Origin of the sequence: Wolbachia endosymbiont (group A) of Lypha dubia (assembly GCF_964028575.1) — a bacterium.
Lineage (GTDB): Bacteria > Pseudomonadota > Alphaproteobacteria > Rickettsiales > Anaplasmataceae > Wolbachia > Wolbachia pipientis.
Genome location: NZ_OZ034796.1, coordinates 497,550 through 519,384 on the forward strand (window position 1 = coordinate 497,550; position 21,835 = coordinate 519,384).

The 21,835-nt window shown below is 34.2% G+C and carries 21 protein-coding genes and 1 tRNA gene; 18 read left to right on the forward strand and 4 right to left on the reverse strand.

What is annotated here, in order from left to right:
• The first annotated feature begins 106 nt into the window (after positions 1-106).
• The 13 genes from ABWU72_RS02660 to rnc all read left to right on the forward strand — a co-directional run bounded on the left by ABWU72_RS02660 (position 107) and on the right by rnc (position 14,453).
• Positions 107-1,396: a sugar phosphate nucleotidyltransferase gene (locus ABWU72_RS02660; protein ID WP_155969127.1), complete on the forward strand. Its 1,290-nt coding sequence runs from the start codon at positions 107-109 to the stop codon at positions 1,394-1,396.
• 133 nt (positions 1,397-1,529) lie between these two features.
• Positions 1,530-2,759, forward strand: a complete 1,230-nt coding sequence (locus tag ABWU72_RS02665; RefSeq protein WP_353283847.1) for a lipoprotein-releasing ABC transporter permease subunit — start codon at positions 1,530-1,532, stop codon at positions 2,757-2,759.
• Positions 2,752-3,483 carry a hypothetical protein gene (locus ABWU72_RS02670; protein WP_038250643.1) on the forward strand — a complete coding sequence of 244 codons (732 nt, stop codon included), beginning with the start codon at positions 2,752-2,754 and terminating at the stop codon, positions 3,481-3,483. The genes ABWU72_RS02665 and ABWU72_RS02670 overlap by 8 nt, the downstream gene beginning before the upstream one ends.
• Positions 3,480-4,700 carry a heme biosynthesis protein HemY gene (locus tag ABWU72_RS02675; protein ID WP_155969131.1) on the forward strand — a complete coding sequence of 407 codons (1,221 nt, stop codon included), beginning with the start codon at positions 3,480-3,482 and terminating at the stop codon, positions 4,698-4,700. The genes ABWU72_RS02670 and ABWU72_RS02675 overlap by 4 nt, the downstream gene beginning before the upstream one ends.
• Before the next feature lie 198 nt (positions 4,701-4,898).
• Positions 4,899-5,771, forward strand: a complete 873-nt coding sequence (atpG, locus tag ABWU72_RS02680) for an ATP synthase F1 subunit gamma (protein ID WP_010081973.1) — start codon at positions 4,899-4,901, stop codon at positions 5,769-5,771.
• 18 nt (positions 5,772-5,789) lie between these two features.
• Positions 5,790-7,124 carry a TldD/PmbA family protein gene (locus ABWU72_RS02685; RefSeq protein ID WP_010081974.1) on the forward strand — a complete coding sequence of 445 codons (1,335 nt, stop codon included), beginning with the start codon at positions 5,790-5,792 and terminating at the stop codon, positions 7,122-7,124.
• Between the two features lie 174 nt (positions 7,125-7,298).
• Positions 7,299-7,550 (forward strand): cold-shock protein, encoded by a 252-nt coding sequence (locus ABWU72_RS02690; RefSeq protein WP_006279919.1) that lies wholly within the window; start codon positions 7,299-7,301, stop codon positions 7,548-7,550.
• Positions 7,551-7,585: 35 nt separating this feature from the next.
• On the forward strand, positions 7,586-8,812 hold the full coding sequence (locus ABWU72_RS02695) for a DEAD/DEAH box helicase (RefSeq protein WP_353283848.1): 1,227 nt from the start codon (positions 7,586-7,588) through the stop codon (positions 8,810-8,812).
• Positions 8,813-9,015: 203 nt separating this feature from the next.
• Positions 9,016-11,322 carry an AAA family ATPase gene (locus tag ABWU72_RS02700; protein ID WP_353283849.1) on the forward strand — a complete coding sequence of 769 codons (2,307 nt, stop codon included), beginning with the start codon at positions 9,016-9,018 and terminating at the stop codon, positions 11,320-11,322.
• Between the two features lie 64 nt (positions 11,323-11,386).
• The gene (locus ABWU72_RS02705) at positions 11,387-12,283 is read left to right on the forward strand and encodes a class I fructose-bisphosphate aldolase (protein ID WP_155969605.1); all 897 of its coding nucleotides are present in this window, start codon (positions 11,387-11,389) and stop codon (positions 12,281-12,283) included.
• Between the two features lie 5 nt (positions 12,284-12,288).
• Positions 12,289-12,360, forward strand: a tRNA-Cys gene (locus ABWU72_RS02710).
• A gap of 130 nt (positions 12,361-12,490) precedes the next feature.
• A complete protein-coding gene (locus ABWU72_RS02715; protein WP_151807528.1) occupies positions 12,491-13,567 on the forward strand; it encodes a quinone-dependent dihydroorotate dehydrogenase in 1,077 nt (358 codons plus the stop codon).
• A gap of 187 nt (positions 13,568-13,754) precedes the next feature.
• Complete coding sequence (rnc, locus tag ABWU72_RS02720; RefSeq protein WP_006279914.1) at positions 13,755-14,453, forward strand: ribonuclease III; 699 nt, start codon at positions 13,755-13,757, stop codon at positions 14,451-14,453.
• 338 nt (positions 14,454-14,791) lie between these two features.
• Here rnc and ABWU72_RS02730 read toward each other — a convergent pair whose 3' ends face one another.
• Positions 14,792-15,334, reverse strand: coding sequence for a hypothetical protein (locus ABWU72_RS02730; RefSeq protein WP_006279913.1), 543 nt, complete (start codon positions 15,332-15,334; stop codon positions 14,792-14,794).
• Between the two features lie 109 nt (positions 15,335-15,443).
• Entirely contained in the window at positions 15,444-15,974 is a 531-nt protein-coding gene (locus ABWU72_RS02735; RefSeq protein ID WP_015589462.1) for a phospholipase D family protein, read from the reverse strand.
• 546 nt (positions 15,975-16,520) lie between these two features.
• Between ABWU72_RS02735 and ABWU72_RS02740 the strand changes: the two genes are divergently transcribed.
• Positions 16,521-16,646 (forward strand): hypothetical protein, encoded by a 126-nt coding sequence (locus tag ABWU72_RS02740; protein ID WP_255511221.1) that lies wholly within the window; start codon positions 16,521-16,523, stop codon positions 16,644-16,646.
• Positions 16,647-16,831: 185 nt separating this feature from the next.
• Here ABWU72_RS02740 and ABWU72_RS02745 read toward each other — a convergent pair whose 3' ends face one another.
• A complete protein-coding gene (locus ABWU72_RS02745) occupies positions 16,832-17,656 on the reverse strand; it encodes a hypothetical protein (RefSeq protein WP_155969297.1) in 825 nt (274 codons plus the stop codon).
• A gap of 151 nt (positions 17,657-17,807) precedes the next feature.
• On the opposite strand from ABWU72_RS02745, the gene ABWU72_RS02750 reads away from it, so the two are divergent.
• The 4 genes from ABWU72_RS02750 to ABWU72_RS02765 are packed head-to-tail and all read left to right on the forward strand — an operon-like array spanning position 17,808 to position 20,086.
• Positions 17,808-18,446, forward strand: coding sequence for an HAD family hydrolase (locus tag ABWU72_RS02750; RefSeq protein WP_155969299.1), 639 nt, complete (start codon positions 17,808-17,810; stop codon positions 18,444-18,446).
• On the forward strand, positions 18,446-18,931 hold the full coding sequence (locus ABWU72_RS02755) for an RDD family protein (protein WP_155969301.1): 486 nt from the start codon (positions 18,446-18,448) through the stop codon (positions 18,929-18,931). The genes ABWU72_RS02750 and ABWU72_RS02755 overlap by 1 nt, the downstream gene beginning before the upstream one ends.
• A 59-nt stretch (positions 18,932-18,990) precedes the next feature.
• Positions 18,991-19,467 carry a bacterioferritin gene (bfr, locus tag ABWU72_RS02760; protein WP_155969303.1) on the forward strand — a complete coding sequence of 159 codons (477 nt, stop codon included), beginning with the start codon at positions 18,991-18,993 and terminating at the stop codon, positions 19,465-19,467.
• Position 19,468: 1 nt separating this feature from the next.
• On the forward strand, positions 19,469-20,086 hold the full coding sequence (locus ABWU72_RS02765; RefSeq protein WP_155969305.1) for an SURF1 family protein: 618 nt from the start codon (positions 19,469-19,471) through the stop codon (positions 20,084-20,086).
• Between the two features lie 30 nt (positions 20,087-20,116).
• Here the strand turns inward: ABWU72_RS02765 and ABWU72_RS02770 are convergent, their stop codons facing one another.
• Positions 20,117-21,835, reverse strand: a complete 1,719-nt coding sequence (locus tag ABWU72_RS02770) for a monovalent cation:proton antiporter-2 (CPA2) family protein (protein ID WP_010963130.1) — start codon at positions 21,833-21,835, stop codon at positions 20,117-20,119.

A 21,835-nucleotide genomic window follows, 5' to 3' on the forward strand; every position in this document is an offset into this window, starting at 1 on the left:
CTTTAAATCAACATTTACTTTCTTTATTAACTATTCCACAACAAAAACTTGCATGTATTTTGCCCTCAGTATAAGATATTAATTATTTAATTAATATCTTAACTAAATGCGCCCTGTAATATTGTGTGGTGGTAGTGGTAGCAGACTTTGGCCTTTATCTAAGCCAAAGCAATTTCAGAAAATATTTAGTCAGAACACTATGTTTCACAACACTTTGTTGAGGCTGAAAAGCGATTATATGCCGCCCATAATTGCTACAAATATACAGTACGAGTCATTAGTGATGGAGGAATTGCATGCACTGCAAGAATATAAAGTGATTTTCGAACCAGTGAAAATTGGAACAGCAGCGGCAATATTAATTGCTGCGCTTCTCTGCAATGAAAACGAGACAATGTTAATTCTGCCTTCAGATCATTTCATAGGTGATTTGAATAGTTTTTATGCTTCTACTCAAAAAGCGTCTAAGTTAGCCTCTGAAACTAACTCTATAGTCACTTTTGGGGTTAAGCCTAATGAATTCAATTCTGAATACGGTTATATAAATGCAGTTTATGATCAGAAAGAAAAATATCATATAGTGAAAGATTTTACAGAAAAACCCGAGCGTAAGTTAAGTAACGATCATTATTGGAACTCTGGAATATTTGTGTTTAAAGCAAAACGCTACATAGATGAGATCAAAAAATCTGCCCTGAATCTTTACAATTCATGTTTTAAACATTTCACACCGCAAGAGAGATTTCTATATTTAAAACAACAAGATTTTGCAGGAATTAAAGACATATCCATTGATTATTTGGTGATGGAGAAAGCAAAAAACGTTGCAATGATAGAAGCTAATTTCGATTGGTTGGATGTTGGAACTTGGAATTCAGTTTTAGAATTGAGTGAGAAGTTTAGTAAAGAACCGGTGCCATTTCAGCATGTGATTAGAGAAAAAGAACCAGTTTCAACGACAGAAAGTAATAAAAATTTATTGGGTGGAGCTTGTAAGCAACCAAATAAAAGTCTAATTTCATTTATTCATAAAGTTAAGAAAGTAAAGGCGATAAGGAAAGAAGTTAAACCATGGGGATTTTGTAGTATAATTTTAATGAGCGAAAATTTTCTCATAAAATATCTTTTTATAAATCCATTAAGCTGCACTTCTAAGCAATTCCATCACTATAGAGATGAATACCATATGGTACTATCAGGAGTTGGGTATGTTAGTTTAGACGACAAAGAATATGCTATAGTAAAAGACCATATGATAGAAATCCCAAGGGAAGTTTCCCATAGGATTGAAAATAGAAGCACAAGCTTTCCACTTGAAATAGTTGAATTTCAGATAGGAGAGCATTTATCTGATAATGATATAGTGAGGTTGGATGATGTATATGGAAGATTTTGAAATTCTAATGTTAAAGATACTCTATAAGTCTGCTAAATTTAAGGAAGCAAAAATCTCTAGTTTTCAAATAAAGAAAAGTCTACAATTATACGAAGTTTCAAAAATATAATGTCTAACCTCAAAATATTTTGTAATGTCCATTGCCTTTGAAATTACTATGGCTGCTTGCTATTTGCGAGCGAAAAATGCCAGATTTTGCTCTATAATGACTTTGTTCTCTATTATCGGCATTGCCCTTGGAGTTGCAACACTAATAGTGGTGATGTCTGTGATGAACGGATTCAGAGCAAAGTTGCTTGACTCAATACTTGGCATTGATGGCCATATTAACGTTTATTTTGATAGGAACATAAATTCAGATTACTACGCAGTTTCAAAATCTATTGAGAGAATTCCTGGTATATTAAAAGCTACTCCTATGACCAATGATCAAGTCATTATTGCAGCAAATGGTAAAATTGCAGGTAGCGTAGTGCGAGGTGTGTCAACTAAAGACTTGCTTGATAGTACTGCCGTTACAAATAATGTAATTATAGGTGATGTAAAAAAATTTGATGAAGGGATAATAATAGGAGCACGATTGGCAGAAGCTTTGAACATTGACTATGGCGACGAAATTACGTTTATATCATCTGAAGAATTTGATGCATTACTTGGTGAAATGCCACGAATGAAAAAATATAAAGTTATAGCAATATTTGATATGGGTATGTTTGAGTATGATAATACCTTGATATATATGCCTCTAAAATCAGCACAAGCCTTTTTTAATTATGAAAATAGCATAAAAAATATAGAAGTACTTGTAGACGACGTTACTAGAGCTGATAAGCTGGCAGATGCTATAGAAAAAGAAATAGGAATGGAAGCTGAAAGTTGGCAATCACAGCAAAGCCATTATTTTAGTGCTTTAAAAACTGAAAGAAATGTGATGTTTTTAATTCTTACTTTGATTATAGTTGTAGCAGCGTTTAATATTATCTCAAATTTAATGATGATAGTGCAAGAAAAGAAATCCGCGATTGCAATTATGCGTACATTTGGTGCAACAAGTGGAAGCATTATGCGCATATTTTGTGCTTGTGGTCTATTAATCGGTTTTACGGGAACTTGTCTTGGCTGTATTATAGGTGTCTTTTTTTCTCTCAATATCGAAAGCATTAGAGTGTTTTTAGAAAACATTACTAATGTCAAGCTGTTTGATCCTATGATATACTTTTTTTCAAGTTTGCCAGTAATATTAGTTCCTCAAGATGTAGTGAACATTTCTGCACTTGCATTATTCTTATCATTTTTAGCGACAATTGCTCCTGCATTACAGGCAGCTGCACAAGATCCTGCGGAGATATTACGTTATGAATGATACTCAGCAAAAGTACATAGGTTGGTTCTTAATTGTATTGTTATTTACCGGTTACATCACAATAAATAACATAATCTTTTTAAAAATAAATCAGCAAGAGAGTGAAAACAATGTGAAAGCTTTAACGGAAAACATGGATGAATTTAGAATGTTGCTTGAAGTTAATCAATCTAGAATAGAAAAAAAGATATTTGACCTCAAGAGAAGTCAGCATACTCAATGTGAGCAAGGTGATAATAACTCAAGATGTAAGAACCTTGCAAAATTGCTATTACTTGTGGTTAAAATGAAGAATTCGTTATTGCGAGAAGCAAAATTTGATAACCATATAAATTCAATAAAGCCTTTGATATCAGAGCTTGACGATCCAGAGATAGAAAATGCAGTAGATGAATTAGAAAATTTGAAAGAGATAAATACCTTACACGAATTGAAGTTATCTTTTGAAAAAACTATTGATACTATCGATTACAACAAAAGTACATTGTCTAAAAAAATCATTTCAAACTGGATAAAGGTAGACGACCGAAATGATCCATTAAGAGTAAAATTCGCAGAAATTGAGGAGTCAATAAATGATAATGATTGGCAAAATATAACTGTTACAGTAAGCAATTTAACGCATTCAGAATTCAAGCCATGGCTGAATAAATTGAATGGTTTTATTGTAGCTTCTAAGAATATTTCAACAATATATCATCACTTATTACAATATATCTCATGATTTATTTTATAATTTTCGCTTTTTCGTTTTTATTTGGTATATGGGTCAAGGTAAGTGGTGAAGTAATAAAATTGGAATTAGGCAATTACACTATAAGTATTGATCTATATTTCATTATTTTTACTTGTGTAGTTTTATTATTTTTATTAATTACACTTGTACGCTTTTTTTCCTCCATTTCATCAACATTTGCCAACATAAGAAATAGAAGAAGGGATAGGGAAGAATTGCTTCTCTTTGAAGCTTTCTTTAGCATAGACTTAGACAATATAGAGAATGCCCAAAAGCTAGTTAAAAGTCTGAGTGAGGAGAGCGATAGGTTGTCTTTAATAAAGCTCTTTAACTCAGGTAAGACGGGAAATTACAGCTTTTTCAGTAACGGTTTAACAAATATTGCAAATAAAAATCGTAACTTAGCTCTACTTCTAGCCAATAAGCTGATTGTCCACCTCAAACAAGAAAAAGTAGTCTTTCAAAAATTTATAGAATATTGCTCTAGTTCAATTAACGATAAAATGCTATCTATTCCCTTTCAAATAGAGCATTGCATATTGAAAGAAGATTGGATTAATGCAATTTTGAGGTTGAAGGAAGCAGTTAAGTCCAATATTTTTCTCCCCTTTGATCATAAAGAAATGTTTGCAGTGTTTTATTGCGCTTTAGCAAAGCAATATGAAAGTAAAGGAAATTTTAAGGAGGCTATAAAGTCTTTATTTAGAGCACAACGTTATAGTGCAATTTTTCAGCCCATCAATTATTTAAAGGCAGAATTATATATTAAACTTGGAAAAATCAGAAAAGCTTCTGCAGTGCTAGAGGCAGAGTATACAGTAAATCCTACTCCTCAGTCAGCTAAAATGTACATCAATTTAAATAGTAAAGGTGCTGAAAGACTATACAACTTACGCCCTGATTATTATTTTAGTTACTGTTTACTTGCTTTGTCCTCAATGAGTTCAGGTAAATATGATCTTGCAAGTCAATATTTAGACACTGCTATGAAAAAAGCTAATTACATGTCAATCTACTTTATTGTAATACAACTCAAGGTTACATTGCAAGAACACGACAAGGTAATTTATTGGCTAAACAAGATGGACTCAGAAGCTTTGCCTGATCCAGGCTGGAAATGTAAAAATTGTAACAGGGAACTAGAACAATGGGATCATAAGTGTTCAAGTTGTAATAGTTTTAATTGTGTTTATTATATATTATAAAATTCCACAAAGTGTAGAAATTACCATTAGGCTACTTTCACATTGATATTGCTGAAGTTAGAGCACTTTCTTAATATAATCCTTATCTCCAAACAATAAACCTGCAAGTTTCTTAGCTAGACTTGGTTTTAATGTCAAAAAAACTTGCTTTTAGACACTAACAGTTATATATTTTAATAAATCAGGGTTGTATACAAAATGAAGAGCTTAAAGGAATTATCCTTAAGAATTAAGAATATTAGGTCTGTACAGAAAACCACGAAAATAATGCAAATGGTTTCTGCAGCAAAGTTGTTACAAAGCCAAAAGAAGTTATTAAATTCAAAATTATATGTATCTAAGCTGCATAACATTATTTTTTCATTAATGCTATCAGTTGATCAAGAATTACTGGCAAAAATTCTAAATGTCAGTAACGACGGTTCTTACCTAGTATTCATTATTGCGTCTGATCGTGGCTTGTGCGGCAACTTTAACTCTTCTATTGTCAAATTTAGTCAAGAGCGTGTAAATAAGTCAATCGCAAATGGCAAAAAAGTAGATATTGTATTTCTTGGTAAAAAAGCTTTTGATGTAGGTAAAAATAGATTTGACTCTAAAAGTATCTTAAAAATTGAAAATAGTAAGGGAATCACGTTAAAGCACGTAGAAGCTTTGGTTGATGGTATAGATTTAAGTAAATACGATAAAGTTAAAGTTTTTTATAGTAAATTCTATAATACCTTCACGCAAAAACCAATGTTGGAAACAATAAAACCATGGAGTAAAGACTCATCCTTGATTGATAGCTCTCTGGCTGGTCCAACAACAGATTACGGCTATGAGTATGAACCACAAAATATTGAATTTATTTTAAAATCTTTAGTTCAAGATTACGTTGTAATTGCTCTTTACTCTGCTTTACTTGAAAGTGCAACGAGTGAGAATAGTGCTAGAATGGTTGCTATGGAATCAGCAAACAGAAACACTAAAGAGATACTGAACAAATTAGCATTGCTTTATAATCGTTCTCGTCAAGCAGCGATTACGACTGATTTAATTGAAGTTATAGGTGGTGCAGAATCTTTATAGAAATCTAAGGAATAGAAAATGAATATATTAAATATTGCAGCAGATATTACTAAACTAATAAAAAAGCAAAATCAAGATGCGGAAGTTACAATATATGAAACTAATAAGACTTCAGTTTCTCAGCGTCTATCAAAAATTGAGCAAATATCACAATCTAAAAATTGCACTGTAGGAATCAGAGCTATAGCAGGTAAAAACAAAGCTGCGTATATTTCTACAAACGATTTGAATAATCTGAGTGATACAGTAAGCCAAGTGGTAGAAATGGCAAAGAATGCGCCAGAAGATCCTTGCATTAATTTTGCTGTAAATGGTAGTAATTATATCTCTTCTGCAGATTTAAGTATCTCAGATAATAATGTTGTAACCGTTGATAACCTAAAAGAAATTGCTGAAGCTGCAGAAAATTCAGCCCTTGCACATAAGAGTATCACTAATTCTGAAGGAGCCTCTTCTTCATACGCTTTAGTGAATACAGTATTATCGACTGTTTCTGGTTTTATTGGCTCGTTTAGTAAATCAACCTTTGCTAATCAGGTCTCTGTTGTTGCTGGAAGAGAAAGTGAAATGAAGGTTGGTTACGATTATGATATAGCATGTAATTTTAGTGATTTAAAGTTGCCAGAGTTAATGGGAAAAGAAGCAGCAAAAAGAGCAGTTGATCAATTGAATTCACGTACAATGAAAACTGGTAAATTTCCAGTTATTTTTGAAAAAAGAGCAGCAAAAGGGCTAGTAAAAAGTTTTGCTTCTGCTATAAATGGGAGCAGTATTATAAGCAACAGTTCTTTCTTGAGGGGTAGTTTAAACGCTCAGATTTTCAACGATAGAATTAATATTATCGATGATCCATTGTTGCCAAGAGGCATAGCATCGAGACCATTTGATGGAGAAGGGATAACTAGCAAGAAAAATATATTTGTAAAAAACGGAATATTACAAAATTGGATTTTAGACTTATACTCGGCTAGAAAATTAGACTCAGAAACAACCGGAAGTGCAACTCGTGCAAGTAATGCTGCAGTTATTCCTGCAGCTAGTAACCTCTACATTGAGAATGGTGATGTATCGTTTGAAGAATTAATTCAGGAAGTGAAAGAGGGAATATATGTAACTGATTTATTTGGTTTTGGTGTCAATTTAATCAATGGCGATTACAGCCAAGGCGCTTCCGGATTTTTTATAGAAAATGGAAAAATAACGTATCCAATACATGAGATTACCATTGCTAGCAATTTGAAGGATATGTTTAGCAATTTAGTCGTTGCAGATGATCTAACTTTTTGTGGGCAATTTAATTCACCAACGATTAAAGTTAGCGAAATGACGGTTGCAGGTTCGCTTAACGATTAAAAAATTTATTTGCATCAAGTACAACAATTGTGTATTATTGTCATGTAATGTTAAGAATAGACTATGGAGTATAAAGGTTTAGTTTCAATAGCTAAGCTTAAAGCATTCTCAATCGTAATTTCAAAGTTTTTCATCACATTAGTAATGTTAGTTAATAATTTAGGAGTTGTTTAAATGGAATTTGGTAATGTAAAATGGTTTAATGCCGAAAAAGGCTATGGTTTCATCAAGCCAGAAGGTAAAGGGGGTGACGTTTTTGTACATATTAGCACATTGGAACGTTCGGGAATAAGACCTGAGGCACTTAAAGGAGAGAATAAAGAGAAGGGAATAAAAGGAGAAAGGGTGAGTTATGAGGTTAAAGAGGAGCGCGGTAGAAACGGAGAAGATAAAAAATCTGCAATAAATTTAAGATTGGAAGATTAATCTATTATGAAGTCTTTTAACAGGATTAACGTATTGTGAATAATTTTCATGAGATGGGTCTCCCAGCTTCGCTTAGACAAGCTCTAGATAAAAATAATCTTTTCGTCCCAACTCCGATTCAAATACAAGCGATTCCCTTAGCGCTACAAGGTAAAGATATTCTCGGATCTGCTCAAACGGGGACTGGAAAAACTTTAGCATTTGCTATTCCGTTGGTTGCTAAGTTGCTGAATGAGCCTAACACTGGTTCAGATTTAGTCATCGTGCCAACCAGAGAGCTTGCGCATCAGGTAACAAATGAGATAAGAAAACTCTTATCTCAAAATTCTGCACTAAGGGTCGCTTTGTTGATTGGTGGTGAGCCTATTTTTAGGCAGCTAAATCAGCTTCAGAAAAAACCACAAATTGTAATAGGTACTCCTGGTCGTATTATAGACCATATTGAGCGTAAAACTTTGATTACTCGCAATGTTAGCGTTCTTGTGCTTGATGAAACGGATCGTATGTTTGATATGGGCTTTGGAGTTCAGATTGAAGAAATTATGAAGCATTTGCCTAAAATAAGGCAAACTCTTATGTTTTCTGCAACTCTTCCTGGAGATATAGTAAAACTTGCTGAGAAGTACCTTAATCGACCAGAACGTATTTCTGTTGATTGTGAGGTTACAACTTCTGTAAAAATTAAGCAAGAAATTGTTTATGCATCAGAATCAGAAAAATATGAAAAGCTTGTTACACAACTATGTCAGCGCGAAGGATCAATCATTATCTTTGTCAAAACAAAGCGAGGAGCGGATCAGCTAGCTAACAGATTGCACAAAGATGACTATAGCGCTTTAGCAATTCATGGTGATTTAAGGCAGCACAAGCGCGAAAGGGTCATTAATTCTTTTCGTCGTGGCCGTAATCAAATCATGGTTGCAACAGATGTTGCTTCTCGCGGCCTTGATATTCCCCACATTCAACATGTTATCAATTATGATGCACCACAATCGCAAGCTGACTATATTCATCGTATAGGTAGAACTGCACGCGCTGGAGCTGAAGGGTATGCGCTATCTTTTGTTACACCTCAAGATAAGAGAAGACTGCCTGCACTGGCAGACAAAGAAGGAGAGCTAAATTTTGATTGTAGTGTGCAATTTAAAAAACGTAACAGCAAAAAGGTCTTTAAAAGGCCAAGTACGTTAAAGACTAAATACGGTAGAAAAAAGATCAATGCATTTAAGAAGAAAAGCAGAGTACTAGAAAAAGCGTATTAAATAGGATTTACCTACAATTTGATAAGCGTAAAACTCGTCATTCCGCTACTCATTAGCGGAATCTATGCTGAGATATTGCGGTGCTATGACGTAGATCCAGAGTGGGATTCAAATTGGCTACAGCGAACTGCTGGATTTCAATTTTTTTAATAATTGTGTGCTATTCATTATATATGAGTTCCCACTTTTAAAGAGAATAGGAGATGATTTCCAAAAACTTAGAGGCAAGTTTGAATAGAGCACTATTCATTGCTTCTAATTTTAATCTTAAATATGCGAAAGTAGAACATTTATTGCTGGCGTTAACTAAAGACGTGGATGTAAATTACGTTTTATCAAGATGTAATATCAGAGCCGATGAAATCATCAGTATGGATAACATTCTATCAAGATGCAATATTAAGGCTAATGATTATAATAATAATATAAAAGGGTTTTTACAAAGCAGTTCTGAATTGATTATCAGTGGAGTTAAACCTAGCTCAATGTTTCAATGCATAATACACAGAGCAATAATACGGGCTCATAGCTTGGGGAAAAAAGAAATAAATGGAGCAAGTGTTCTAGTAGAAATTTTGTCTGGGCAAGATTTATACGTTGAAGATCTATTGCAGAAACAAAGTGCGAAAGATTCCAATTTGATTTACCACATATCTAACATGAAATACTCTAACGATATAGATGAATACACCACTAATCATAAAGTAAAACTTGATAAAAATAATGATGCTCCTACTACAGTAAATAAAGGTGAGCTACTAAAAGATGAGGAAATTCTACAAAGTTATTGTAAAAATTTAAATGACTATGCAAGAAGCAAAAAAATAGATTATGTTATTGGTCGTGATTATGAATTAAATCGCACTATAGAAATATTATTGAGGCGTAGAAAAAACAACCCTTTATATGTTGGAGATCCAGGTGTTGGCAAAACCACAATAGTTGAGGGTTTGGTACTCAAAATCATTGAAAACAGTGTTCCAAGTGCGCTCAGGTCCAGTATAATTTATGCTTTGGATTTAGGGTCACTCCTTGCAGGGACACGCTATAGAGGTGATTTTGAAGAGAGAATAAAATCTATAATAAAAGCGATTGAGGCAAAACCAGGTGCTATCCTTTTTATTGACGAAATACACACTATCATTGGAGCAGGTTCTACAAGTGGTAGCTTTCTTGATGCAGGTAACCTACTCAAACCTGCGCTTGCAAGAGGTACACTGCGTTGTATAGGTGCAACTACATATAGAGAATACAGCAATAGTTTTGAAAAAGATAAAGCATTAGCGAGGAGGTTTCAAAAAATTAATGTTAAGGAATCTTCTGTTAACGAAACGATAAAGATACTAGATGGTATAAAGCACTACTATGAAGGGTATCATGGAGTATATTATACAAAGAATGCCATTAGGTCTGCGGCTGAACTTTCGCATAAGTATATTACTGGGCGAATATTACCTGATAAAGCGGTTGATGTTATTGATGAGGCAGGGGCATATTGTAAATTGCTAAGAAACAGGGGTAAAATTGTAAATAGTAGAGATATTAAGAATACTATTACTAGAATTACAAATGTGCCTTGCGGATCTGAATCTGATGATTTGCAGAAAGTAAAGTATTTAAAAGCTAATCTAGAGAAGGTGATTTTTGGCCAAGAGCAGGCAATAGAATCTCTTGTTAATTCTATTAAAATTGCTAAATCTGGGTTGAGAAATTACAATAAGCCTTTAGCAAATTATCTTTTTGCAGGGCCAACCGGTGTTGGTAAAACCGAGCTAGCAAAACAATTAGCAGAAAGCATGGGCATGAATCTTATACGCTTTGATATGTCCGAATATATTGAGTCTCATACGATATCAAGGATGATTGGTTCTCCTCCTGGATATGTAGGTTATGATCAGGGTGGATTACTCACAGAGTCTGTATCTAATAATCAATATAGTGTTGTGCTGCTTGATGAAATTGAAAAGGCTCATAGCGATATCTATAATATATTGCTACAAATTATGGATTATGGTTGCGTTACAGACACTTACGGACGTAAAGTTAACTTTTCCAATATAATCTTAATTATGACAACTAATGCAGGAGCAGCTGAACGCAGCAAAAGTTTTGTTGGCTTTGGGCATAAAAAATTTAACACTGGTGATAGTGAAAAAGCGATAGAACAGGTTTTTAGCCCTGAATTTCGTAATCGTCTTGATGCGATTATTTCTTTTTCTGACTTAAATGCGGATATAATTCTGCATATTGTAGATAAATTTATTCAGGAACTGAAAAAGCAGCTGACGCAAAAAGGCATAAACTGCTTGGTAGAGGATGAAGTGAAATCTTATCTTGTACAAATGGGTTATAGTAAGGAAATGGGAGCACGTCCGATAGAGAGACTTATTGAAAAAGAGATAAAAAGTTACTTAGCGGAAGAAATACTGAATCGTAAATTAATAAAAGGAAAGAAATTAAGAATCTATATGAATAAAGTAGAAAATAAAATTGCTTTTGATATAGTTTAAAATCCTTGTATTGAACTTCATCTTTGTTACAATCTATAACTTAAATTCAATTTGAATTATAGTGATAAGTGATAAAGTAAAACAAGTCCTAAGCTACTACGAAAGTGAAAACCCTGGGGTAAAAGCAAATCTTACTCGTATTCTCATGCATGGAAAGCTTGGCGGCACTGGCAAATTAGTAATTCTCCCTGTAGACCAAGGGTTTGAACACGGGCCAATAAAAAGTTTTGAAGTTAACCCTGATGCTTATGACCCACATTATCATTTTCAGCTTGCAGTTGATTCGGGAGTAAGTGCATATGCTGCTCCACTTGGTATGATTGAAGCTGGTGCTTCAACTTATGCTGGAATGCTCCCACTTATTTTGAAACTTAATAGTTCCAACTCCTTACATTCGAAGAATCTGACTTCTGATCAAGCAATAACCTCTTCTGTGAAAGATGCACTGCGTTTGGGCTGCTTGGCTGTTGGATTTACTATATATCCTGGTTCTGCTAAGTGTTTCGATATGATGGAAGAAGCCCGTGAAATCGTAGCTGAAGCCAAATCTTATGGGCTTGCAGTAGTGTTATGGTCTTATCCACGCGGTGAAGGAATTTCCAAAGAAGGTGAAACAGCGGTTGATGTTATTGCCTATGCTGCACACATGGCAGCTTTGCTTGGCGCTAATATAATAAAAGTAAAACTTCCAACTAAATATTTGGAAAGGGAGAAAATAGAAACAGAAAATATTGAATTATTACCTAAAAGAATTGAATATGTTAAAAGATCTTGTTTTGCAGGAAAAAGAATAGTAGTTTTTTCTGGTGGCGAGTCGAAATCAGTGAATGACATATGCAATGAAGCGAAAGAAATTAAGCAGGGTGGTGGTAATGGTTCAATCATTGGACGTAACACTTTCCAACGCAAAAGGGAGGAAGCTTTATCTATGCTAAAAGATATAATGGATATCTACACATAAAAAACGGCTGGGTGGCAGAATGGCTTATGCAGAGGACTGCAAATCCTTTTATACCGGTTCAATTCCGGTCCCGGCCTCTTTCATTTTCTATATCTTGTAAAAGTTGCTCAATTCAACAGTAGCTTTAAGTGTGTAACCTATAGAGAAAATTATTCATAAGTAAAATCAATTTCTTTTCAAGTTATGGTTATACTCTTATAGCGTTTCATGGTAAAAAATAAACTAAAAATAAGCAAAGTGTTTTACAAAATGATATTACGTGATTTATTGTTTTTACTGCCGCCCGAAGTTGCTCACTCTTTGGCAATTATGGCATTAAAGAAAATACCTTATAAGAATCCTATAGAGCTACCAGAATCTTTGAGTGTGAATTTTTTTGGTAATAAGCTCAGAAGCCCCGTGGGTCTGGCTGCAGGTTTTGACAAGAATGCAGAAGTTATAAGGCCTATGCTTTCATTTGGTTTTGGATTTATTGAAACTGGTACTGTAACTCGTAATCCACAATATGGAAACAAAAAACCAAGAATTTTTCGGTTAATTAAAGATCAAGGGGTAATTAACAGATTGGGATTTAACAATAAAGGAATAGACTACTTTCTTAAACAAATAGATAAAACCAAGCTTGATGATTGCATTTTTGGCATCAACATAGGAAAAAACAGTACATCAAAGGACCAAATCAGCGATTATGTTGACTTAATAAAGATAGTATATGGAAAAAGCAATTATATAGTGCTGAACATCTCATCCCCAAACACGCCTAATTTACGCAATCTGCACAATAAGCAAGAATTATCGGAATTGTTGAAATCCGTAACTCTAACCCGGAAATCAATTGATAATTCTAAATCCATACCAATAATATTAAAAATCTCACCAGATATAGATCAGCAAACGAAAGAAAATATCGCTGAGCTTGCGTTGGAATATAAGATTGACGGATTAACAGTGAGCAACACTACGATCAGTCGGAATAACTTACATTCCCACCACAACGAGAGTGGTGGGTTGAGTGGCAAACCGCTGTTTAAACTTTCAACCGAGTTATTGAGCGATATGTACAAACTTACTAAGGGCAAAATATTGTTGGTAGGATGCGGAGGAATCTCAAGTGGTGCTGATGCATATAAAAAAATAAAGGCAGGAGCTTCTTTGGTGCAGTTGTACACTGCTCTCATATACCACGGACCTCAAGTTGTAAACAAAATTAATCTAGAACTTGCAGAACTAATAAGGAGAGATGGATTTAGTAACATTAGTGAGGTGGTGGGTTGTATACATTAAGCATCTTCTCTGTCACCTAAGTAGCCGACACTGGAATAACATCGATGAATCATTATTCAAATAATGGTTATGCAAGAAGTCTATTAAACTGTATATTTTGGAAGTTGTTGGTATTATTTTAATAAAACAAAACTAATTCTTTGGTATAAAGGTGTGGTAGGAAGTGTTATTCTTTTAAATAATGGGTATGAAGAGTTTGAATGATGCAATATCTAAGATCATTGATTATAAATTTACAAATTATGCAATATTAGAAGAGGCACTAACTCACCCAAGCGTAAATAAAAGGAATAGCAAAAACCAGATTGTAAGCTACGAAAGACTAGAGTTTTTGGGCGATAGTGTTTTGAATATGGTTGTATCTGCCACACTGTTTAAACTATTTCCTGAAGAAAAAGAAGGAGCATTGGCAAAAAGAAAGACGGATTTAGTTTGTGGCAACACCATTGCTAATGTTGCTAAAGAAATAAAATTAGGCAGCTTTATCATCATGAATAATAGTGAACGCTGCAATGGAGGGAGATGTAACTTAAAAAATTTAGAAAACTCGCTTGAAGCACTAATAGGTGCAATTTATATTGATGGCGGGCTTGAAAATGTTGAAAAATTTATTATCCAATATTGGGAAAAGCTAGCTAAAGGCATGCTTGACCCCCCTCAAGATCCTAAAACCTCACTGCAAGAGTGGACTCAGAAAAACAAATTGCCTTTACCAGAGTATGAGCTTGTAAAACAAACTGGACCAGCGCACAATCCTGAATTTACTATATCAGTTTGCATAGAAGATTATGGTAAAGTTTCTGCATGCGCTTCTAGTAAAAAGATTGCTGAACAAAAAGCTGCTGAGTTGATGCTAGAAAAAATTGGAAAAGACGCTTCAGTTTAGGTAAAATAGGCATTAATGTAAATTTTAAGGAAGCTAATAGCGTTTAGGGTAAATGGTCAATTTAAGGAGAAGCATAGTATTATTCATAAAAAAGTTGATCTACCAAAAATCAAGCCTTATGTAGTGGAATATCAATGGCTGTTGTCGGAGATGCGGAAAAAAAGAAGTAGCAAGTTACCAAAAGGTGTTATGCCAGATACATTTGGTCCAAGAGTTGTTTTGTGAAGTTGACAGAGTCAAGGAGAATGAAAGTTTTAAAAAATAGCATATTTTTTAATTATAAAAATTTGATATTAACTGTTGTTGGTTGATTGAGTAAAAACCAGTGAATGGTCACGTTAAAACATATTTTTAAATTTCTGCCAAAATCCTGGTTTATTATCATTAACCTTTGTAAATGTTATATTTAAACTGTATTTCGGATCATTTGGCACGTCGTATTTTATGCTAAATGTTGAAACTTTATCGTTATTGTAAATATGTACATCATCATATGATAGCTTTGTTGTGTAACACTTTACATACTTTTGCTTATCATGCACTAAATCACCTGACTCCCTTTCTAGTTCCACAAATTTCGTTTTTTTCTGACATTCCTTCATTTTTATTAAATCCTTATCTAGTGATATTGAAACTGGCAACGTATTTCCAGCATATTCTTTAGCTAAAAGTTCACTTTGAGGATACATTTTTATTTCCCTGCCAAAATGTGAGTCTATGAAATTATTACTCCAAAATTTATCGCCAGAATGCACGTACTCATCAGTAGCATACGGCACCCCACCATAATTGCATTGAACTTTGTAATCTCCAACACCGTTGTTTTGAAAAAAATCATGAATAGCAGTGTAGCTACCGGCAGCATCATTTATATAATCCATTACTTTATTCCTTAAATTTTTAGTTCATTATATCATAATCATTATGCCAATCAATCAAAAAAGCTCTCCCTTGCTGTTTTTAAAACTGATTTTGAGCAAGCGCTCTCGATTAGTTGGGAGCGTATTTGTAAGATTGTGACATTCGTGCCTCCCAGTTTTTCACATACTGCTGAATCAATTCAGGATAATCTGTAATAATTAATAAATTTTCAGCATTTCCTTTTTTAGCTGTCTTACTAAGGTTAAATGACCCTGTGATGACTTTTTGATTGTCAACAATCATTATCTTATTATGAGCAATCTTTGGCTTATCATCGATCCAAATTGGTACTCCACCTGAAAATAATTCATTTATAACACTATATTTTGAGTAGAGTTGCGATTTATCTAAGATGACTTTAACATCAACACCGCGTTCTTTAGCATTAATCAAAGATTTTGCAACTGTTCCAAGAGTAAATGTATATTCTTGAACTAAGATAGATTTTTTAGACTGATCTATTACGTTGATTATCGGTACAGCACAATCTTCTCCAGGTGAAAAGCAAACCGTAGCTTTTGGGCAGGGCGAAAATATAAAACCCGCATAGTAATACAGAGAAAAACACATTAACAAGAATAAAAAGTGAAAAAGCCTCACAACAACCCACCCCCGGATATACGGCGATAGGCTACATTATAATTTAATCACCTGTCAATAGACTTCTTGCATAGTTTTTGGCAACAACCGTTAGAAACGAAAAAACTTACTTGACAAACTCCGCCAGCCCCCTTATCATGAAACTGAAGGTATTCAGTTATCTTCATCTGTGCAGATTAAACAGCAAGAAAACAACGTAGTTGGCGTCTTATTTTTAATTTTTTGCACTATGTGCACCTTATGTCTTCACAATATTTCTAGGTTTTTACCTACACAAGCTGAAACGCGCTTATAAGTCGTTTAAGACAGTATAGTACGCCAATTTGCAGGATTAGGGAGTGACAACTAGCTAACACGGGGTTTCTTTTGCCTTTTTTTCTGCTTAGTAAATTTCTTAAACATTTAAACTAAGGTGAGTTGCATTTAAAAGCAGCTAAATTGCAGTGTTTAAGACTTAAAAAACGCCAATGTTCTAAAATAGATATTAGCTGGGGCTTCTTTTGCCTTTTTTTTCGCTTGGTAAATTTCTTAATGTTTATAGCTAACATGAAGCTAAGTACGAACTTTGTTAAATACAACAAATGGTGTCATCCCAGTGCTCCTTTTTTTGTCATCCGAGTAGCTGACACTGGGATCTATTTTGCATGTAACTCCAATTGTGTTTTGGCATAAAACGCGACGCGTATTAGACTTATTTGCAAGCAAAGCTTGCTAGATCCAAGTAGTCAGGGCACTGGGATGACATCATAGGGACACTGGGATGACACCCTGACAATCGTCATCCCGCTACTTGTTAGCGGATGAGATACCGCGGCGGTATGACGGTTCGTGGCGGTATAATGAAGCTTGAAAGCGGATCACCTTTCACGACCCGTGTTTACTTCATTCACTTTAGGAGTATTAACAGGCGTTATTGCCGGGTTCTCAAGCTTTGTTGCCTGCTTCAAACCCTCGCTTACACTTTTGTCCTTTAAAATTTCATCAAGCTGCTTACTCTTTTGTTGCTCTTCGTTATTTGACGTATCTCTTTGAGCATCTTCTTTCATGCCACGAGCATTCTCTACATCCTTTTCACCTTCACCTAAAAATTTTTCTAATATTTTCTTAACAAAGCGCTTCAGAAGACTCAAAAACCCTTCTTCTTTTTGATTTTCTTGTGGTTGAGGCGTGGTATCTTTTTTGTCCGGCTCAGTGTTGAGCTTCTCTTTTACAGAACTCTTGCTCACTGAGGGATTAACGGTTTGTGAATCGTGCTCTGATGCTGTTTGCACAGAAGCTTCAGTAGTCTTTTTTTGTGTATTATGTTCAAGGTCTTTAACTGCTGTTGTAGTTTTTCTCGGAGTGTCTTGGAGTTTTTTGTCACTTTTTGGCTCTGCAACTTTTTCACTTGTGAAGATGCCCTTCCCTTTATATTGTTGGTCAAGCTCAGCAATTCTTTCAAAATCTTGACGTGCTTTTTCATCTGCACGTCCTTCTTGACTTTCAAGTTTCTGATTCAATTCTGCAACGTTTTTCATCTTGTTCTCAAGCTCCTTACTTTTCACAGCTTTTAGAGCCTTTGTTCCTTTTGCGATATAATTAACCTTCTCTTCTAATGAGGTACCTTCTGGAAAAGCACCTGGAGAACGTTCAAAGACGTCTTTAAACTTTTTTTCAACACTTTCTTGAGATGTCTGGGCCATACCTATTACCTATTAAAACATATCATATAACCAGTATATTAGCTAATTATATAAAAAACAGTTAACATAACTTGTGGTAGAGCGTCCTATTTATATCTTTTTCATTAAAATGCTATTTACTTATTAACTTAAAATATATAACAATATAGAAATGAAAAACAGCCCATTAGCAGTAGTATTCGATTGGGATAATACCTTAGTTGACACTCAAGATAACATTTTTAATGCTATTAAACATACCATAAACTCAATGGGGTATAGTAATAAAGCTGCTGATAGAAATTCCCATGAGTCGAGAAAGAGCTATATGGTCAATTTATTTGGCGATCAGTGGAAAAAAGCGAATCAGATATATCAACAATATTTAGATGATGCACTATTGCAAAACATTGCTCTGAATCAAGGAGTAGAGAAAATGTTGCAGACACTGAAAAGCCACAATGTTTATCTAGCAATAGTAAGTAATAAGAAAAATACTAATTTACGTAAAGAAGTTGCCTATTTTAAACTAGATTCTTACTTTGAAAGAGTGGTTGGGTCATGCGATACTGCAGAAGATAAACCATCTGCAACCCCACTGCTATTTGCACTAGAAGAGAGTACGTTGCCTATAAATAGAGAAAATGTGTTTTTCGTTGGTGATAGCATCACAGATGTTCTGTGTGCACAAAATGCCAATTGTTTACCTATTATATACGGTCAATCAATAAGCGGTTATGAAGATTTGTTATGTTTTCAACATTTTGATAAGCTTACAGATTTCATAATAAAATATTTGGAAGATAGGTAATGACAGAGATTGCCAGCATAAAAAGGCGCTTTTGCGCATATTTAATAGATGTAGCAATTTTATTAATTCCAACTTTATTAATTATACTGCTATTAGAGGATTCTCCGTTGATCTTACATCTATCATACATGTGTGTAAATTGTAGTTACTTCACATATTTTATATCTTCAAAGGCCCAAGCAACTCCTGGTCAGCAGTTAATGAATATATATACTATCAATTTAGATAATTCTAAAATAGACTTGAATTTAGCGTTTGACAGAAGCACTTCCCAGTTTTTTCTTCCTCTGTTAAACAGTGTAGTAGTTGTCCTTACTGAACTTTTGCAAGATCAGGAAGTATTAGTGAATGTCTTGAGTGCATTGAAAGTAATGATGGTGCTGCTCACCCTCTATTGGTATCTAGTTGCTTGTTTTTCTAAAAAGAAACAGACATACCACGACATGCTATTTAATACGGTTGTTATCAAAGGAAATATTAAATGAGTTGCTATAACTATCGTTATCATATAAATTATGCTGATGAATTGAACTAAGGGAAGATTATGAATGAAGAGATAGTAAAACATTTGAATAAATTATTGACCAATGAGCTGACTTCTGTACGCCAGTATCTTTTACATTTTGCGGTTCTCAAAAACAATGGAATTAATAGACTTGCAGAAAAGGTAAAAAATGAGCTTAACGAAGAACTTGAACATGCAAACAAGTTGGCAGAAAGAATTTTGTTATTCAAAGGAGTTCCAAATTTTCAGGATACAAACGAAATATCAAAGCATGATGGAAAGTTTACAAAAGACACAATACGGAAAATCTTAGAAGCTAATTTGAAATTAGAGGGAAAAGGTATTAAGGATATCAAAGAAACGATTTCTATCGCTGAGAAAGAAAAAGATTTTGTTAGTGTAATGTTATTAGAAGAGATGTTAAAAAATGAAGAAGAGCACTTCCATTGGATTGAGAAACAGATTGACCTTATTGAACTAATGGGTGTTGAAAACTATTTAAGAACACAAATATAGAGTGTTAAAAAAAATAGTATTTATTTTAATTGTACCTTGCTTGCTCCTTTTTTTATTAGGATTATGGCAAGTATTCAGATTGAACTGGAAGAATAATATTATTAAAAGTATGAGCCTTCCAGTTGTTCATCTGTTGCCCAATAACGACCTTGAAAAATTTAACTATAGGCATGTCAAGATTGATGGGATTCTAAGTGACATAGAGCTATATGTTTTTGCAGGACAACATGGCTATCATGTGTTATCTCCTATGCTACTTACTACTGGAAATTATATGCTAGTGAACAAAGGAATAGTTAAAGAAAAAAAAGAGGAAAGAGCAAAAATTGAAAAAGTAGCTGCAGGTGGAGTTTTATATTGCAATAGCAGTAAAAGCAAAAATTGGTTTATCAAGAACGATACTGCTTCGAATACATGGTTTACCCTGAGTACAGAAGAAATTTCCAATGAGTTAGGTATTAAGCTAGAGAAGTGTATATTGTGGCCGAACAATTTTGGCAGCAAAGTAGCTATACAGCCAATGAAGCATTTGGAATATGCAATCACTTGGTTTGCACTTTCCTTAATTTGGTTGATTATGTGCGTAATTTACTATAGGCAAAACCTCAATAAAGCTTGAAGCTTTCTGTACATAAAATTAGAGAAGTAGTTATTCATCTTTATCACTACCAAGGTCTTTTAACATACTGTAATTGCCTTTTCTGAATCTACTTTTTAAAGACGTAACTCCACTTTCGCTAATACCACTAAGGCTCAGTGCAGCTCCACCTAGCTGCAATCCTATCTCAGATGTTTCAGGAATAATTTTACTAGCTCCTAGATCTCTATAAACCTCCACATTACTCAGATCTGGTAAGCGTATTACAATATTTACATGCGGAAAATTTGCTGCAACTAAAGAAACAACTTTTTTTATAGTAACTTCATTCTTTATTGAAATAACGAGAGCTTGAGCTCTTTCTATTCCTACCGATTTTAAAATTTCACATCTTGTAACATCTCCAAGATATATAGGAAAACTATCACTTTTTCCTTCTTTGACTATTTTCGATTGAATATCTACAACAACGTAACTTAAATGCTCTGCCGTAAGCATTTTTGTTACCATATATCCCACTCTACCAAATCCAGCAACTATCACATGGTTATAAAGATCTTGTGTATCTGTTTCAACAGCTTCATCATCTAATATTGTTTTCTCAGTGCTAAATGAGTTTGCTATCCAATCTCCAAGCCCCGATAAAAGAGGAGTGAAAGCCATGGTTACTGTAGTTACCATCATAAGTACTTGAGCGATTTCACTTGGTAGCACATTTAGCTCATCTGCTAAGCGAAACAAAATAAACGCAAATTCACCGCCTTGTGAAAGCAGTAACCCAGCTTGTATAGCAGGTGCACTCTTAAACCCAAAAAATCTACACAATATATATATAATAGATGTTTTTAAAACGATAAGGATAATCGATAATAAAGTAATTAGTGGTAACTTATTGAGTAAAAGTTCGGTATTGATGGACATACCAACAGTCATGAAAAATAAGCCAAGAAACAAATCTTTAAATGGCAATACTGCGTGTTCTACTGAGTGTCTATATTCTGTTTCTGCAACTAACAATCCAGCAACAAATGCACCTAATGCTAACGATAAATGGAATTGCTCAGTAATAAATGCTGCTCCTAATACTATTAAAAGCGTTGTTGATATAAAGATCTCATTACTTTCCATTTTAGCAATAACCGAAAATAAAGGTCTAAGCAATAATCTACCAGTTATAAATATCAGCACTAATGCAATAGCTGCTTGCACCAATGAACCTGCCAATGAGCTTATCAGGCTGTGCTCAGAATTGCCAGTAAGTAAAGGTACCAATACTATTAATGGTACCACTGCAAAATCTTGCATTAATAGCACTGCTATCGACAATCTACCAACCTGACTTGCTTGAGAACCTTTTTCTTGCAGAACCTGCAACACTATTGCTGTTGAGGATAGCGCAAGCCCACCACCAATAACTGTTGCTATATTCGTATTCACTCCGAAAGCAAGAGCGATGCACCATATTGCTACCATGGTAACTATAACTTGAAGAGAACCGAACCCAAATACATGAATACGCATAGCGATCAGGCGTTCAAATGTCAATTCAAGGCCTATAATGAATAATAGAAAAACTACACCAAATTCTGCAAGATTATCCATTGCTTCAGCTGAGTGTATCAGATTAAATCCGTGAGAACCAATAACTGCACCTGCAACGAAGTAACCAAGCACTGGACTAATATTCATTTTCCAAAATGCTATGACTATAAACACAGCAGCAGAAAGCAAAATTATAATATCAAACAAATGCTGAGAGCCACTGTGCAT

Bases quoted from the DNA above. Each gene is read 5' to 3' on its own strand.
- ABWU72_RS02750 (WP_155969299.1), top strand. From the start codon at position 17,808: ATGAAAAACAGCCCATTAGCAGTAGTATTCGATTGGGATAATACCTTA.
- ABWU72_RS02715 (WP_151807528.1), top strand. From the start codon at position 12,491: ATGGTAAAAAATAAACTAAAAATAAGCAAAGTGTTTTACAAAATGATA.
- ABWU72_RS02730 (WP_006279913.1), bottom strand. From the start codon at position 15,334: ATGGATTATATAAATGATGCTGCCGGTAGCTACACTGCTATTCATGAT.
- ABWU72_RS02770 (WP_010963130.1), bottom strand. From the start codon at position 21,835: ATGCACAGTGGCTCTCAGCATTTGTTTGATATTATAATTTTGCTTTCT.
- ABWU72_RS02690 (WP_006279919.1), top strand. From the start codon at position 7,299: ATGGAATTTGGTAATGTAAAATGGTTTAATGCCGAAAAAGGCTATGGT.
- ABWU72_RS02660 (WP_155969127.1), top strand. From the start codon at position 107: ATGCGCCCTGTAATATTGTGTGGTGGTAGTGGTAGCAGACTTTGGCCT.
- ABWU72_RS02700 (WP_353283849.1), top strand. From the start codon at position 9,016: ATGATTTCCAAAAACTTAGAGGCAAGTTTGAATAGAGCACTATTCATT.
- ABWU72_RS02685 (WP_010081974.1), top strand. From the start codon at position 5,790: ATGAATATATTAAATATTGCAGCAGATATTACTAAACTAATAAAAAAG.
- ABWU72_RS02665 (WP_353283847.1), top strand. From the start codon at position 1,530: ATGTCCATTGCCTTTGAAATTACTATGGCTGCTTGCTATTTGCGAGCG.
- ABWU72_RS02675 (WP_155969131.1), top strand. From the start codon at position 3,480: ATGATTTATTTTATAATTTTCGCTTTTTCGTTTTTATTTGGTATATGG.
- ABWU72_RS02670 (WP_038250643.1), top strand. From the start codon at position 2,752: ATGAATGATACTCAGCAAAAGTACATAGGTTGGTTCTTAATTGTATTG.
- atpG (WP_010081973.1), top strand. From the start codon at position 4,899: ATGAAGAGCTTAAAGGAATTATCCTTAAGAATTAAGAATATTAGGTCT.
- ABWU72_RS02740 (WP_255511221.1), top strand. From the start codon at position 16,521: ATGAAGCTAAGTACGAACTTTGTTAAATACAACAAATGGTGTCATCCC.
- ABWU72_RS02755 (WP_155969301.1), top strand. From the start codon at position 18,446: ATGACAGAGATTGCCAGCATAAAAAGGCGCTTTTGCGCATATTTAATA.
- rnc (WP_006279914.1), top strand. From the start codon at position 13,755: ATGAAGAGTTTGAATGATGCAATATCTAAGATCATTGATTATAAATTT.
- ABWU72_RS02745 (WP_155969297.1), bottom strand. From the start codon at position 17,656: ATGGCCCAGACATCTCAAGAAAGTGTTGAAAAAAAGTTTAAAGACGTC.
- bfr (WP_155969303.1), top strand. From the start codon at position 18,991: ATGAATGAAGAGATAGTAAAACATTTGAATAAATTATTGACCAATGAG.